Below are 15778 nucleotides of genomic sequence, written 5' to 3'. Positions count from 1 at the left end.
TGTTTAAATATCTAGAGTTAAATTTATCAAAATAACTTAAAAAACAAAAAACATGGCAATACAAACATTAAATACAATCAAAAACTGGTTTAAGACTGGTTTAAAACCGACACAGACTCAATTTTGGGATACCTGGGATTCTTTTCGACATCAAAGTGAAAAAGTTCCTGTAGCAGATGTTGAAGGTATTGATGAATTACTTAACTCTAAGACAGACGAATCTGATTTTAAAACAATCAATGGCGAATCAATATTAGGTTCTGGGGATATATTAATAAAGACTCCAGTTGATGCGACGCCTTCAGTAAAAGGAGTAGTTCAGCTAACGGGAGATTTAGGAGGTACAGCGGATAACCCTACTGTTCCGGCACTTGCAGGAAAACAAGAGACTTTAATAAGTGGGACAAACTTAAAAACTGTAAATGGTGTTTCTTTATTAGGTTCTGGAGACGTTCCTTTTACGGCAGTTTCTGGAATAGTTTCTGGAATAGTAAACAACACGCCTTTACAAGAACTTGGAGGTGTAGATAAAACAATCAGAGGTGTGAGAATAGGCAAGGGTAATAGTTCTGGAATTGATAATGTAGTATTCGGAATAAATTCACAAAACTCAGCAACAACAGCTGAGGGGAATCATTCCTTTGGATTTGAAGCATTGAGAGACCTTACAACGGGAATTTATAACAATGCTTTTGGCTGGGGAGCATTGCAAAAGAATACAATAGGCACTTACAATAATGCTTTAGGTAATAATGCTTTAGGTAATAATACATCCGGAAGTTTTAATGTTGCCATAGGGGGCAGCGCACTTAGAGAAAATACCACCGCATCGAGCAATACTGCCATAGGTGTAAGTTCATTGCGCAATAATACAACCGGAAGCTTTAATACCGCTATAGGCTCTTTGACGCTTACGCTTAATACTGGATCAAATAGTACCTCTATAGGCTCCTCTGCATTACGTAGCAATACAACTGGAAGTTATAATACCGCTATGGGTATCCAATCACTATATTCTAATATATCAGGAAATTACAATACTGCTATAGGTGCCAATTCTCTTTATTTTAGTACAGCAGAGGGGAATGTAGCTTTAGGAAATTTAGCTGGGTCACATATAACAACTGGTGCAAGAAATGTAGTTATAGCTAGTCAAACAGGTATTACCCATGGTGCAGGTACTCTCACAACAGGTAGTAATAATCTAGTTATTGCTCAAAATAATGGTAGTGATAATGGTTTAACTACAGGAAGCGGAAATACAATATTAGGAAAAACATCTGGATTATCTTCTTCTTTAAGTAACACGGTAATTTTGTCTGACGGAATAGGAACACAAAGATTTGTGTCAAACTCCAATAACTTAACCACTTTACCAGCTCAAACTACTGCTCTAATTACCGCTGATGGAACTGGAAAATCTATTTTAACTAAGGAATATTTAGGAACTAGGATAGGTACAGTAGCTCCTTCTTCTGCCACAGATACCGGAGTTACTGGAGAAATAAGAGTAGTTTCAGGATATATTTATTGGTGTATTGCTACAAATACATGGATAAGAGCTGCTGGAACCACATTTTAATCCTTAATTAATTATATCAATCAAAAAAGAATTGCTACATTAGTCAACTTAGTAGTATTGCTTACTGCATTTATTGACACTTATTTCAATCTTTTGAAAAATGCGGGGTTGTCTCTTAAATTAATCAAATCAAACTCGTAGGATTGTTAGTGTCAGTTTTGTTGCCAGGTGTTGCAACATTGTTTCCAAGCAAAAACAAGTAAGACATTCCAAGGAGATTAGGATTTAAAAAAAGCCCTCCAACAAATTAATACTTTCTCAGGGTAATTTAATTTAGCACAAAGCCACCATAAAAAAGACTAAAAAATCTTATAATGGTGGCTTTTATTTTAATAAACTCTCTCATTCTTAACAACAACCAAAAACCATAATCAAAAACAACAAAACTACCTACAAAACAACACTTTAACTACAATTATTTTCTACTGAAACTACTGAAAACAAAGCCCAAATTTTTCGTTTTTCAGACACTTCTGCCCTATTTTTACATACTCTAAGTCCAACTATTAGTTTGCCTAAAAGGCATAAAAACAGCTTCTGTTTTCTAAATATTTTAGAAAACAGACACCTCAACTATACAAGTTATTCGAACAATCATATTAACAATTAAAACAATAAACTAATCATGGAGTATACACCAAAAGATTTAGGAGAAACACCTAAAACACCAGACATGAGTAATTTCAAAAACCCTTTAATGCAGGCATCAGAAGGAAGCATTTTTATCGAAAGTTTTACTATCACTCCTTTAAGTGTATCCGAAAAAAGTGATAACCTGGCAGAAGTCATTAAAAAAGAAAGCAGAGACAGCGGTATTTAATATTCGGAAATCATACAACTTACTTCTGCTTCATAAAAAATATAAAAACCCTAAAACCAGAAAAATGCCCGACGAAATAACACTCCAAAAACTAAAAGAAAAATACGGTACAGTATTAAAACTGACCTCAGCCGATCAATCAACAACGACTTACTGCAAAAAACCATCCTTTACTATATTCTTAAACTATCAAAATCTTTATAAAGATAATCCGCATGAAGCGATCTTGTTTTTATTTAAGGAATGCGTGCTTGATCAGGAAAATTACGATGACGAATTCATGCTTTCTGCAGGAAATTCTATTGTGGCCCTGATCAAAAAGGATAGTGAATTTACTATTGATGCAACTCCACAAAAGGATGAATTCAAGAAATCGGCTGCTCTTATCAGAAATGCTTTTCAGGTGGATCCTTATCAATTAGCAATGGATGAGTTCTATAAATTACTCGAAGAAGCTCTCTGGTTACAAAAACACAACGAGAAAAGAATGGAAAATACACTTATGACCGCCTTTGCACAAACATTTTCAAATTAAAAACAAAAAATATAATTATGAAATTCAATTTTAATGTAAACGAAATTTTAGATACCAAAGACATCGAATATAGTGGTATTAACTACAACGAATCAGAATCAAAAGATTTTATCATCGATAAAACCGGAGGTGAATTTAACTTAAGAGTCTTCGCTCCTTTAGTTTTTGAACCACTCGTAAAAAACGATCTTAATTTGCCAAGTTTACGAATCGATGCCGTTACGGTTAATCTAAATCGTTCAAAAATTATAAAAAAGGAAGGAATTGAAGGAAGAGATTCAACAATCAAAGAACACATTACAAATGGTGATTTTGGTATTTCCATTGAAGGGCTAATTGCCAATGAAACTGGAGATGAATATCCAAAGGAAAAACTTTTTTTATTGAAACAATTCTTAAATGCCCCTTATTCTTTAAGAGTAACACATGCTATTTTGAACCGATTTGGTATTTATGAACTGGTTATTGATTCTTATTCTATCCCTTCTATTTCCGGAACAAAAAATATTCAAAAATTTACTGCCAGCGCCACATCAGACGAAACCGTAGAACTAATAATTAGAGACAATGCTTAAACTAAATGCTAAAATTAGAGTTTACGAAACGGTAAGACTTATTCCTACTCCTAAATTTTATGAATTTACTTATGTCAAAAATGTAGACATAAACAGTTCGTACAAATCCCTGACAGATACGGCCACGATTGTAATGCCCAAAAAAGTATATACTGATACCAAAGGGTTCGACCGAAGCTTATTTACCAACGCAAGTGGTGAAGAAAAAACAATTCATGATTTTTTTAAACTGGAAGATTATATCGAAATATTCTTAGGATACGATGGCGATTACAAACCTGCTTTTAGAGGTTATATCACCGGAGTTCAATCAGATATAACAGCAACTATAACTTGCGAAGACGCGATGTATGCCTTTAAAAAAGTAAAAGCTGTAAAAGATGCTGATGTTCAGAATCCAAATGATCCTTTGAATGTTGTCGCAACAAACCCTACAACAAATATTGAAAATTTTAATCCTAAAACTTTTTTTGAAAAAAGAAGTAAAGAGTTAAAATTACCTTTTAAGGTAAATGCTCTTGATGAAAATCTGGGAAATGTAATGATTAGCAGAAATCAAAGTATGTCACAAGTGTTTGAGATGTTAAAAGACAAAGGAATTTACACTTATTTTAAAACTGAAGAAACAGGTCCTGTACTTACGATTACCAATAATCCGCAACAACATACTGCCACTGAATTAGCCGGTTTTATAGATCGAAATTTCATTAAAAGTCCGTTAGCAGGAGTACTTGTCAAGAAATTAATTAATCAGGGACTTAGCCTTTTAAGTTCGCAATTAAATAAAGCTACCCGATCAGTTTCTGATCGTTTTACCGGAAAAGTCCGTTTTAGGTTTCGTTATAATATTATTGAAGATAAACTAATCGTAGTTAATGAATCGACAAAAAACACACGTACCAGGGTAGAAAAATATTTTAAAAACTCAAACACTCCAATTTATGTTGAGTTAGGCGATCCGAATGGGCAATTAACGAAAACCCATGTATTGCATAATGATACCGATGAATTACCAAGAGATCCTGCGGCTTTCAAAAAAGAAACAACACAAGTAGCTTCAGAATTGTATCAATATGCCGCTTTAAGGGCAATGGAATCTAAACCAAGTGGATTTGAAGGTTCTTTTCTCACTTTTGGAGAACCATTTGTTCGACCTACAGATCAGGTAATTCTTGAAAACGCAAAGGATAAAGAAAAAAACGGAACTTTTCAGGTAGAAAAAGTCGAACGAAGTTACGGTGAAAACGGCTACAGACAAAGAATTTATATAGGACGAAGAGTAGAAGCAATCTAAAAATAGAAAAATGGGAAATATAACAGATCTAATAAAAGATGTCGCCAGTAAGAATCAAATTATCGAAACTTTTGCAGCAAAAGTTATCGAAATAAATACAGAGGCAGCATCACTTCATAATCCACAAGATGCTTATACCGTAAATGTCATGCGGGCAGATGGTGCCATTATTAAGAATGTCAGATTAAAAGCTTCGATTCTGGATTTGGAACAAGGAATTATTACGATTCCAAAAAAGGACAGCTGGGTTTTAGCCACAATAATTGACGGAGTCGAAACAAGAGCATTTATTTCGCAGTTTTCAGAAATCGAACGCACTTTTATCCGTTTCAAAAATGATCAAAATCATTACCTGGAAATCGATACTGATGCAGATAAATTTCAAATGTTGTTTAAGGAAAAAGAAAATAATAATCCTTCATCAACCTCGATACCTACTTACAAAAATATTGCTCAATTAGAATTTAATGGTAATACATCAGATCCAAATATTAGCACCTCTTTTTATGATGCAAATGGTAAGGAAATTTCTAAAAACAGTTTTAATATTGATGAACAAAAAATCAGCATTAATGAGGGAAACACGATTTTCACTTTAAAAGACAAAGAATCAAAAGTAACGATCAAAGACGGTTTTGAAGCCATAATTTCAGATGCTAAAACTTCATTTAAAAAAGATAATCTAACTTTTGAAATGGATGATAGATTTAAAATTGATGTTGGCGGAAAAAGTTTAAAATCAAAATTAGAAGAATTGATTGATGAAATTAGCAAAATTACAGTAACCACACCAGTTGGACCATCGGGACCTCCAATCAATTTAGCTAAACTTATGACAATAAAAACAAATCTAACACAACTACTAAAATAATAAAACTATGCCTTTAAATAAATCAGTTTTAGAACAAGCAATAAAATCTCTTTTAATTGAAGAGAAAGAAAAAACCGATGATGGTGCTTCTTCTATAGATAACATTGCGGCAAAATTAGCAGCCGCTATTGAAACATTCGTCAAATCAGGACTTGTAACAACAACAGTAACAACAACTGGTAGCGCATCAGCACAAACCGGAACGGGAACCGGCGGGATTTCCTAACAAATTCATACTAAATTTAAAATGCCTCTTACGACAAAATCACAAGAGGCATTTTTTATTTGAAAAACCTCAACTTAATCAAGAACGAAGTCTTAGTTTTTTATAATCTTAATTCAATTTTTTCTTTAAAGTCTCTTCCATTTCATAGAATTTACTTTCGAGATCATGAATCTTTTCATAAATATTGATTGGATCCGGCATTTGTTTCGATGCATACATGCTCGCGTACCAAACCTCCAGAATATCCTCTGCATAAATAGAATACATTGGATAATTTCCATCTCTGTTGTCTGATTTAAGGATTAGTTTTCCGCTTTCTCTAATTCGGTTTAAAACCCTTTTTACCACTACTCCATCATTCTTGCTGATAATAACATAAATTCTACCATCCAGAATATCATCAAAATTATCGACATATTTTCCAAAAAGATAATCTCCGTCATGTATGGTTGTTGACATAGAATTTCCTTTTATTTCAAAACATCTGTACGTTCCGTTTTTTAGCATTGGCATACTGAATGAAGGAAGCGTTTCCATATACTCCGGATCGGCATAACCATCTAAATAACCTGCTCGTGCTTTTACTCCAACAAAATTAATATTTTCTTCTCCGTCTTCATTTACCGTAATAATTTTTGGCAGATTCAGACCAACTTCAGCATTTGTTTTATTGGTAAAAATTTCGTCGCTGTCTCCAAAAAAATAGTCGGGATTTACATTGCAATGTGTAATTATACTTTGCAACAAATCAAAACCAGGTTTGGTTCTTTTTCTATCCCCATCTGCTTGTAATCTTCCAATAGTAATACTGTCTATTGTTGTACTGGTTACTCCTATTAATTTCGCAAATGAGTTATTGTTTAACTTCATCTCATCTATAATACGTTTTATCTTAATGTGTATCTCCATGTTGTAATTGCGTTTTTTTTTCTTATGTAATATGTTTTATATAACATAAAACATTCCACTATATGTTGCAAAATTAAATAAATATAATAAATAATTACGTCTTTCCGTAATTATTTTCAAAAAATAGCTGATTTACAGCGGTTTTGTAATTTCTTTCCTATCGAATTTTCTCAATAACTCCAAAATAATTAAATCATATTACTGAAACTATTGCAAATTTAAGTGTAATATGTTGTATATATTAAAACATATGTTGTATATTTGTAAAAAAATAATCCATCATATGATTCTAAAAGATTTTTATACCGAGAAAAAAAGTGCCATCGAAACAGCGTTTCCTTCTGATGCGCCAACAGTTCAGCTTTACAGTGATACTGTTTTTAAAACTTCTATTGAAACACCAGTAGTAATGTTTAAATATGACAATATCAACTGGGAGACATCTTCTGAGAAAAATTACAAAGCCGATGTATCCTTTTGCCTGTATATCGTATTACCTGTTGATACTATTTCATCAACAAGCTATGCAAATGCATTCGATATTGCTCAACGTATTGATAAAGCCGTATTATCTAATAACACTAGTAATGCTCTTATAGACACCCATTCTACTTTTAAAGTAAAAGAAAAGCAATGTACTAATGAAGATACCTATTGGAATAAAAACGATTATTTCATCTGGGAGATCACTTATAAAACGACATTAATTGAAAATATTTTAAAAAAGAAATATATTCTTTTTAACAACGGACTTAGTAACGAAGATTTAGAAGAGCTGGGATACGATTTGACTTCCGGAATTATCGAAATAAACCCAAATCAAATTGAAGGAGACATAGAACTAAATACAACAACTTAAATAATAAACAGTCTCGTTTAAATTGCCATCACCTGCGATTTATATGACACAAAATTAAAACTATAAAAAAACCAAAAACAAATTAAAATTAACCCTACTATAAATACCACAAATGAGAAGAAGCAGAACACTATTAGACAAAAGAAGAGATTACGTTATTAATTATCTAAATAGAAATCAAGCTAAACAAATGAAAGTTGTAGTATCTGAACTTTCGGATACTTTGTTCTTAACAGAGCGCACTATTTATACTATTATAAATGAAGGTCTCGCTACAGAAGCCAGAGCTTAAAAGACTGAAACTACTGGTTTTGACAATCAAAAAAATTGGAAAAAGCAACCCTGAAACTTAAATTTGTACTCGATATCAAAAGCAAATTTATTTCCTGGCCAGGAGTAAAATTCAATTTTTAAAATCAGTTTTTACAAATCGTCCAAAATAGAAATTCTACTTTTTTGGATTCCGGATTACGAATACCATTTTAAATAATAAACCAGAGAAATAACAATTTTAACAAATTGTTACAGCCCTTCTTTTGCCCTTTTTTGAGCGAAAAAAACAAAAACAAATTTTTAAACAATTAAACATTTTATATTATGAGTACATTAAACGATGTAGGGATTAACAAACTATCTGGCGGATTAGGAAGAAGAACTCCAGAACAGGACATGGTTTCGGGATTACTTTTTGATGGTGAACCAACCGACAAATTTGATTTAGCCAAAGTAGAACGTTTAGCTTCATTAGAAGATGCTGAAGCTTTAGGTATTACAGCAGATTATGATGTAGAGGGACAATCAGCTTATTACCAAATTCAACAATTCTTCAGAATGAATCCTTCTGGCGACTTGTATATTATGGGAACAACAGCTACTTCTTATGAAGATGTCGCAGCCAAAGCAATGGATATGCAGGAAAAAGCAAACGGAAACATTCGTCAAATCGCGATTATCTATTCTGGTGCAACAACATTTGCACAAACTCAGACTGCTGTTGCAAAAGCACAACAACAAGCTGCTCTTGCTTATACAGATTACATGCCTTTCGAAGTTATTCTGGAAGGAAAAGGTTTTAATGTTGAAGATGCGACTTCTTTAGCCGGATTAAACGCAGAAAACGTATCAGTAGTTGTTGCCATGGATGTAGAAAAAGCAGAAAAATATCCAAACTCTGCAGCAGTTGGATTAGCATTAGGCGCAATTTCGAAAGCAAAAGTATCTGAAAACATTGCCTGGATCGAAAAATTTAATTTGACTGGTGAAGGTTTTGCAAAAGCAGGTTTTATAGGCGGAGAAGAAGTAAAAACTCTTGGAACGCTAAGCGACCTAAACGAAAAAAGATACATTTTCGCAAGAACACACACTGGTTTAGCAGGCGTTTATTTTAACGACAGCTCTACTTGTACTACTGGTACATCAGATTTTGCCTATGTTGAAAACAACCGTACCATTAACAAAGCAACTCGTTTATTGCGTACCGCTTTATTACCAAAATTAGCTTCTCCGGTTTTAGTTGATATTGATGGTAAATTACCACAATCCGTTTCAAAAAGCTTTGAAGGTTTATGCAGAAGCGCTTTAGAAGCAATGGTAGCCAACCAGGAAGTATCTGATTTTGATGTTTATGTTGATCCAAAACAAAACATTTTGGCAACTTCAGAATTAAAAGTGAAAGCTGAAATTACCCCAATTGGAACTGCTCGTAAAATTATGGTTGATTTAGGATTCAAAAATCCTTTCGGAATTGACAAAGCATAATTTATAATTCACAAACAATAAAAATTCACAAATGATATCGCCCTAATTCAATTGTTGTAAACACAAATGAACAAAGGTTATAGCCTTAGAGCGTTATCGGGATTATTAAAAAACAAATAAAGCTACATATGAATAAATTACCATTAATTAACGGACAACAACACAGCTGGTCATCAATTGAAGTAAGTATTGCAGGTAACATCGTTACCGGTATTACAGCTGTAAACTATAACGACTCAGTATCCAAAGAAAACCATTACGGTGCCGGAGACATGCCAGTACACAGAGGTAGAGGAAAATACGAGGCTAAAGCTTCAATTACTTTATACAACTACGAAGTAGAAGCTATTTTAGCTGCTTTGCCAAAAGGACAAAGATTGCAGGATATCAATCCGTTCAGCATCATTGTAAGTTACCTGGATGACAGTAACGAAGTAATTACACACACGGTAAGAAACTGTGAATTCAACTCAAACAGCAGAGGAATTAGCCAGGGAGATACTAAAATTGCGGTTTCTTTTGACCTAATCTGTTCTCACGTTGAGTGGAACTAATCCTCAGGATAAATTCTTAAAACCATAATCCCCTTTCCTGTCTTTAAAACCGACTAAAAAGAGAAAACCAATATCAAATGCGTTACGCAAAAAAGGAGTTCAACGAAACATGATTTTTGCATGCAATCTATTCTACACGCTCTTTATTAGTCCGTTTTAAACCGGGAATCTACTTCAAGAGGCTGTTTTGAGCTTATTAACTTCAAAAAAATAACTCAGGCAGCCTCTTTTTTTAAATCCGCTTACTTAAATAATTCATTTTCTATAAATAATAAAAGAACGTCAATCCGTTAGCATAACAGAAGTGACATTTATACTTGTGTCTGACAGTATTTCAACAGCAAAACAGACACCACTAAATCAGACATCAATTACCCAATCATAAAAGCAAATAACAGCACTCCAAATGGAAAAATCAATCTCAAAAACTGCCGATGTTCTTGACGGAAACATTACACAAGCACAATTAAATCAGTGGAAGTATAAACATAAAAAAGTAGTCAAACTCACCATTACAGATGATGATCAAACTCCCCTGTTTGCTTATTTCAAAAAACCGGATATCAGTATTCGTTCCGCTGTTTTACAAGCCTCAAAAATGGATGAATTCAAAGCGCTCGAAGTATTATTCAAGAACTGTTATTTGGGTGGCGACGGAAAAATAGAACAAGAAGACGATTTGCGTCTTAACATCACCACCGCATTCTCAGATCATATTCAACCTAAACCAGTAAAAATAGAGGTCATTTAAAAAAATTTTCTTGTTCTCCTTAAAAAACTATCCTAATGATTATTAAAAACCATGATATAGAACTAAAAGATACCAGTGCTTCTGAAATGGCCCGGTTTAGGCAAATTATGCTGAGTATTTGGCGTCAGCAAATTGAAGATGATAAAAATAGTGCTGAGATGCTAAAATATGTTAGCAGCTCTAATTTAAATAACGGCATTACTCTTGTTTCGGTAACAAAAATTATAGAAAGTATTAAAAATCAAATTGGAAAAGTCCATGACCATATGCTATTTCATGATTTAGTTGACATTCCAAATAGTATACCCGATGGCTTCGAAAATTTCACTTATAACGATAGTCAGGGAAATGTAAAAGAAGGTGGAATTCTTTTAAAATGGAATCCGTTTAAGGGCATCAATTTAGTACCAGGCACTTTTCAGGCATTCATTGAAATTGGTACTGAACAAACTAATTTTTCACTAACAATTTTTAATAATGATTTAACTGAAACTGCACTTAAATTTATCGTCCATGATTTTGATCTTTTTATTGCTCTTTTTAAATCCTTAGGAATTAAATATAGTGATATTGGTAACAAAGAAGTTATAGATTTATATCTTAAAAAAATAAAAGACGCTAAAAACGATCCTGATAAATTAGACGTCATTTATCAATCGCTTCCAAAAATTTTATTTGGTAAAATGGATGATTCCGAATTGTATAAACATCTAAATCTCATTTTAAATGACATATATTTACTTGGAGGATCGTTTGGTACAAATGAAGACAAAGCTATTTTACAAATTCTTTACGCAATAAAAGACAGGCAAAGTTTGTATATAATTCTTAGAGACACAGACTTACTATACAATATATATAGAAAGCTACAAGGTGATGAACTCCAAGACCTCCTTCGTTTCCTAACTCGTTTAGTTGCTGAATTTGACACTGAAAAACCAACTGATATTGTATATTTTGATAATAGTTATTATTTATTTAGAGACACTCATGTCGAAACGGATTGGTCTGGAGGAGAAATTTTGATAAACAATTATAAAAATTCAACGAAAATGGGTCCAAAAGTAGGATTTAAAAATCCTATGGAAATACCTTTTACGGAAAATTATATAGCAAACAAAGGTTTTAATCCATTAGCAAAATTAAATTTCGGAACAAAACTGGGGAATTTAGGAGAACAAACAGGCGATGAAAATACTTTTGTGATTGCCTTAAAACTCCATAATATGGCTACTAAACAATCGAACTGGGATTTGTTTAATGTTGCTACAGATTTATTGAGTTTATTATCTGCTTATGGTGCATTGCGTGTAGTGTTGGCAAAAGGAGCACCCATTGCGGCACGAGCACTTGCAGGAGTTGTTTTGGCAAAAGATGCTACTCATTATGCCATGTTGAGCAATGGTACTTTAGAAAAATGGCACGAAAACGGTTATAGCTGGCTAGCCAATCTGTGGATTGCTTTTAGTGTAACTGTAGATCTTGCTTCTTTTGGATTACCAAATCTATCTAAAATAGCAAAAGAAGGAAATGCTGCAGCAGAGTTGGCTGAAACGGTAGAAGATGCCAAAGAAATAAGAAGAGTTGCTGATGAGGCAAATAAAATTGTAGAAGCAGAAACAGGGAAAGATGTTTCTAAGATGAGTGACAAAGAATATGAGGAGCTTTTTGATTATTTAACAAAGTGGGATGGCAAGGATGTAAGTAGAAGAGGTTATTTAGGTGCTAGAAAATTATCAAAAAAAGAATTAAATGTATATATTCGAAAAATAAATGAGATGTCAAATGGAAAATCAGAAGTAGTTATTCTGCCTGTAGGTGATAAATTTCTGAAAGGGAACAAGGCAGCATTCCACCCCTTTTCTGGCACTTTGTATGTTCAAAAAGGTGTAACAGAATTTGAAATTTTCCATGAATTTAAACATTTTGAAGAATTTAAAAAAATTGGGCTTGATGAATATCTAAAAGGTGCAGTTGATATTAGTGGTGATTATGTATTAGATGCTATTAGAACTTATAAGCGTGAAAAATATGTATTTGATGAAATTATGAAAAATAAAAGTAAGTTTAATAACGCACAGATAGCCAGAGCTCAAGAATACATGGAAGAAGTAATTACTTCATGTAGAGCATATAACATTGATGTAACAAAAATAAAATAGAAGTATGAATACAAAAGAACAAGTAATTGAGAACTTAAAAAAATGGCTTAATAAGACAACCGTAATTTCATACGAAGAACGTATTCCCTTAAATTGTTGGGACAAAGAATTAAAAGAATTAAGGGATGGAAAACAAAAAGAAGTTTATGTTGTATCTTTTAAAACAAAAAGTACCAATATAGAGTATGATGAAAACGGTAAAATTATTTCATTTTTTGAAGGAATGTATTGTTTTGCTTATTTTGATGCAGAAACATTAGAGTTGCTTTATATAAGTAAAAAGGCAGGATTTATAGAAGTTGATGGTTCTTATTAATATATTAAAAATTCAATTTTCACTCCGTTACAATCCCATTTTTCTACTTTAGAAAAATGGGATTTTTTTTTCGTCAATAATCTTCATTTCACACTAAAAAACAAAACACTAAAAACCACAACATCTTCTACTGAAACTACTGACTTACAACCTCATATTATTTTACAAACACGCTATTTCGGCGTATTTTTACACTATAATTAAAAGCACTTATTCCATCAGGATTGCGATAAAAAAAGAAACATTTTCAGGATTTATTTAAGGAATTCTTTTAACCGGAAATAAATTTCAAAACACAAAAATCTTACTTGTTAATTAAAACCGTGATTGTTTCCTAAACAATCGGGAAAGGCTTTTTATTCTCAAAATTGAAATCATTAATAAATATAAATATGGATCAAACAACAAAAAAACACATTGATTTGCTTCATCCTTCGGTCAGGGAAGAAGTTACCAAAATTATCGGGGAATGTGATCTTGCTTTAAACGGAAGAGCAAAAGTTCGCATTACACAAGGCCTGCGATCTTTTCAGGAGCAAGAGGATCTTTATGCTTTTGGCCGAACCAAGCCTGGTAAAAAAGTTACGAATGCCAAAGGCGGTCAATCTATTCACAATTATGGTTTTGCTGTAGACATCTGCCTCATTATAGATGGCAAAACAGCTTCCTGGGATACAGCAAAAGACTGGGATAACGACCAAATCTCTGATTGGCAGGAATGCGTCAAAGTTTTCGCCAAATACAACTGGAACTGGGGTGGCGACTGGAAAACCTTTAAAGATCTTCCACACTTCGATAAAAAAGGATATAGCGAATGGAAAGTACTCAGTAAGCTAAAACGTGATAAAAAAAACTATGTAATCTTATATAAATAAACAAATGAAACAGTTCAAATTAAAGCTTGTACCTTTTTTAATTGCGATTTCTTTTGCAGTTGTCTCCTGTACTTCGACCAGAACAGCTTTGTTCGACCAATATTCTTATCAAAAAACAACAGAGTTAAAAATAGAAACGGCCAAATTAATGGATAAAGCAGTAACACCGTATGCTTCTAATAAAACAGAAGTCGAATCTCTGTTGTTAAACATTGAAAAATTGGTCGAATATGAAAAAAGCAAACCCAATAACGAAATCACTTTTGCGATGTGGGAAATTCTAACCGATAAAGAGAAAAACTTATTGTCAGGTTTTTTTAAACGTTGGGAAACGAAAGCGACTTTGTCTCCGGTTTTTGTAGCCGAATCCAAAAAACAGGTTATGGATGCTTTGGATTTACTTATTCAATATGAAAGTAAAAAAGACAAAGAGTCAAAAGATGCCCTTTTAGATTTAATCAACTTCAACAAATAAAACTATGGACAACGATAAAGTATTAAAAGAGTTAAAAAGCAGATTAAAAATTATTATAGCCAATAGCTATAAAGATATTAAACCCGAATTAGAAAAAGATCTAAATACATTTTTAGAAACATCCAGAGAAAAACTTGAACGCTGGATCCTGCTCTTCTCTACTTCAGCCCTAACGGAAGAAGAATTGGAATGGCTCTTAAAAAGTCAGCTTGATTTAGTCGCTTTACAAGCATTGCAAACTACCGGAATATCAAAAATCAGATTGAATACACTTAAAAATAACATTTTAAAAACAATTTTCAAGGTTATTATCGAGCTGGTTATTCCTGTGATCTAAAATTCTTATCTCAGACGACAAATACAATTTAAAAGCTTGATTACAAGATAATTAAAACAATTACAAACTTACTGAAACTACTGATTACTACCCCTTAAAATCTTGGTTAAGGAGAAAGCATAGCTTATTTTTACAGTATCAAATAAAACATCATTTTTTGAATATCGCGCGCAGATTCAGAAGAAGATATTAACCCACAAAAAATCAAAAAGTACAGATGAAAGATTTTATCATAGAGGAAGATTTGTTAATAATAAAAGGTGATTTCGAAGGTGATTTAAAAGGCGATTTCGCCATTAAAGATTCAGATCAGCAACACATTGAACACCTTTTGCTCAGCCAAAAAGGAAGCTACAAAGAGTTTCCGATACTTGGAGTAGGAATTAAAAAATACATTAACAGTCCGGATGCAACCTCCAGGCTAAGACTAGAAAACGAAATAGACAAACAATTATCGTATGACAACTTTTATGTAAAAACATTAGATGTTAACGATTTACAAAACATTAAAATCGATGGGAACTATTAAACCACAGGAAAATCAAAACATTTTTGACTTGTCCTTGCAAGAATACGGAAGTATAGAAAAAGTATTTGATCTTTTAGAAGACAATGATCAATTTAACATCACAGAAGACATTTCTGTTTACGAAGATTTAAAAATAGGCAGAGAAGCCTTTAAAAAGGATATTGTTGAATATTACAATTCCAGAAATCTAAAACCCGCGACTTCACTTACTGAAGAAGAAGAATTTTTACTGGATAACTTCTCCGGAATTGATTATATGATTATTGAAGATGACTTCATCATTTATTAATCAATTATCAAAAAAAATAATCTCAACTTTTAGAAATCTCTAAAGAAAACTACATCTCTGT

20 protein-coding genes are annotated in these 15778 nt (G+C 32.6%); 19 read left to right on the top strand and 1 reads right to left on the bottom strand.

The window, feature by feature from the left end:
• Positions 1–52: 52 nt before the first annotated feature.
• The 7 genes from IHE43_RS09105 (at position 53) to IHE43_RS09075 (ending at position 5903) form a co-directional block, all read left to right on the top strand.
• Complete coding sequence (locus IHE43_RS09105; RefSeq protein ID WP_192187640.1) at positions 53–1582, top strand: hypothetical protein; 1530 nt, start codon at positions 53–55, stop codon at positions 1580–1582.
• A gap of 625 nt (positions 1583–2207) precedes the next feature.
• Complete coding sequence (locus IHE43_RS09100) at positions 2208–2402, top strand: hypothetical protein (protein ID WP_192187639.1); 195 nt, start codon at positions 2208–2210, stop codon at positions 2400–2402.
• 64 nt (positions 2403–2466) lie between these two features.
• Positions 2467–2937 (top strand): hypothetical protein, encoded by a 471-nt coding sequence (locus IHE43_RS09095; protein WP_192187638.1) that lies wholly within the window; start codon positions 2467–2469, stop codon positions 2935–2937.
• 17 nt (positions 2938–2954) lie between these two features.
• A complete protein-coding gene (locus tag IHE43_RS09090; protein WP_192187637.1) occupies positions 2955–3512 on the top strand; it encodes a DUF6046 domain-containing protein in 558 nt (185 codons plus the stop codon).
• The gene (locus IHE43_RS09085; RefSeq protein ID WP_192187636.1) at positions 3505–4806 is read left to right on the top strand and encodes a hypothetical protein; all 1302 of its coding nucleotides are present in this window, start codon (positions 3505–3507) and stop codon (positions 4804–4806) included. Before IHE43_RS09090 ends, IHE43_RS09085 begins: the two co-directional genes overlap by 8 nt.
• A 10-nt stretch (positions 4807–4816) precedes the next feature.
• Complete coding sequence (locus tag IHE43_RS09080) at positions 4817–5677, top strand: hypothetical protein (RefSeq protein WP_192187635.1); 861 nt, start codon at positions 4817–4819, stop codon at positions 5675–5677.
• A gap of 7 nt (positions 5678–5684) precedes the next feature.
• Positions 5685–5903: a hypothetical protein gene (locus IHE43_RS09075; RefSeq protein ID WP_192187634.1), complete on the top strand. Its 219-nt coding sequence runs from the start codon at positions 5685–5687 to the stop codon at positions 5901–5903.
• 108 nt (positions 5904–6011) lie between these two features.
• On the opposite strand, the gene IHE43_RS09070 is transcribed toward IHE43_RS09075, so the two are convergent.
• Positions 6012–6812 carry a S24/S26 family peptidase gene (locus IHE43_RS09070; RefSeq protein WP_192187633.1) on the bottom strand — a complete coding sequence of 267 codons (801 nt, stop codon included), beginning with the start codon at positions 6810–6812 and terminating at the stop codon, positions 6012–6014.
• Positions 6813–7095: 283 nt separating this feature from the next.
• Between IHE43_RS09070 and IHE43_RS09065 the strand changes: the two genes are divergently transcribed.
• The 12 genes from IHE43_RS09065 to IHE43_RS09010 all read left to right on the top strand — a co-directional run bounded on the left by IHE43_RS09065 (position 7096) and on the right by IHE43_RS09010 (position 15717).
• Positions 7096–7671, top strand: coding sequence for a hypothetical protein (locus IHE43_RS09065; protein ID WP_192187632.1), 576 nt, complete (start codon positions 7096–7098; stop codon positions 7669–7671).
• A gap of 112 nt (positions 7672–7783) precedes the next feature.
• The gene (locus IHE43_RS09060) at positions 7784–7963 is read left to right on the top strand and encodes a hypothetical protein (protein WP_134151036.1); all 180 of its coding nucleotides are present in this window, start codon (positions 7784–7786) and stop codon (positions 7961–7963) included.
• A 305-nt stretch (positions 7964–8268) separates the two neighbouring features.
• Positions 8269–9429, top strand: a complete 1161-nt coding sequence (locus IHE43_RS09055) for a DUF2586 domain-containing protein (protein WP_192187631.1) — start codon at positions 8269–8271, stop codon at positions 9427–9429.
• Between the two features lie 128 nt (positions 9430–9557).
• Positions 9558–9983, top strand: coding sequence for a hypothetical protein (locus IHE43_RS09050; RefSeq protein WP_192187630.1), 426 nt, complete (start codon positions 9558–9560; stop codon positions 9981–9983).
• A 406-nt stretch (positions 9984–10389) separates the two neighbouring features.
• On the top strand, positions 10390–10734 hold the full coding sequence (locus tag IHE43_RS09045) for a hypothetical protein (protein ID WP_192187629.1): 345 nt from the start codon (positions 10390–10392) through the stop codon (positions 10732–10734).
• Between the two features lie 35 nt (positions 10735–10769).
• Positions 10770–12896 carry a zincin-like metallopeptidase toxin domain-containing protein gene (locus IHE43_RS09040; protein WP_192187628.1) on the top strand — a complete coding sequence of 709 codons (2127 nt, stop codon included), beginning with the start codon at positions 10770–10772 and terminating at the stop codon, positions 12894–12896.
• A gap of 4 nt (positions 12897–12900) precedes the next feature.
• Entirely contained in the window at positions 12901–13212 is a 312-nt protein-coding gene (locus tag IHE43_RS09035; RefSeq protein WP_192187627.1) for a hypothetical protein, read from the top strand.
• A gap of 392 nt (positions 13213–13604) precedes the next feature.
• On the top strand, positions 13605–14087 hold the full coding sequence (locus tag IHE43_RS09030; RefSeq protein ID WP_192187626.1) for a M15 family metallopeptidase: 483 nt from the start codon (positions 13605–13607) through the stop codon (positions 14085–14087).
• A gap of 4 nt (positions 14088–14091) precedes the next feature.
• On the top strand, positions 14092–14562 hold the full coding sequence (locus IHE43_RS09025) for a hypothetical protein (RefSeq protein ID WP_192187625.1): 471 nt from the start codon (positions 14092–14094) through the stop codon (positions 14560–14562).
• 4 nt (positions 14563–14566) lie between these two features.
• The gene (locus IHE43_RS09020) at positions 14567–14899 is read left to right on the top strand and encodes a hypothetical protein (RefSeq protein ID WP_192187624.1); all 333 of its coding nucleotides are present in this window, start codon (positions 14567–14569) and stop codon (positions 14897–14899) included.
• A 217-nt stretch (positions 14900–15116) separates the two neighbouring features.
• Positions 15117–15428, top strand: a complete 312-nt coding sequence (locus tag IHE43_RS09015) for a hypothetical protein (protein WP_192187623.1) — start codon at positions 15117–15119, stop codon at positions 15426–15428.
• On the top strand, positions 15415–15717 hold the full coding sequence (locus tag IHE43_RS09010; RefSeq protein WP_192187622.1) for a hypothetical protein: 303 nt from the start codon (positions 15415–15417) through the stop codon (positions 15715–15717). Before IHE43_RS09015 ends, IHE43_RS09010 begins: the two co-directional genes overlap by 14 nt.
• Positions 15718–15778 lie beyond the last annotated feature (61 nt).

The sequence above is a fragment of the Flavobacterium sp. MDT1-60 genome (assembly GCF_014844035.1).
Lineage (GTDB): Bacteria > Bacteroidota > Bacteroidia > Flavobacteriales > Flavobacteriaceae > Flavobacterium.
The sequence above is the reverse complement of the archived record's forward strand: the minus strand, read 5'-3'. Positions and strand labels throughout refer to the sequence as shown.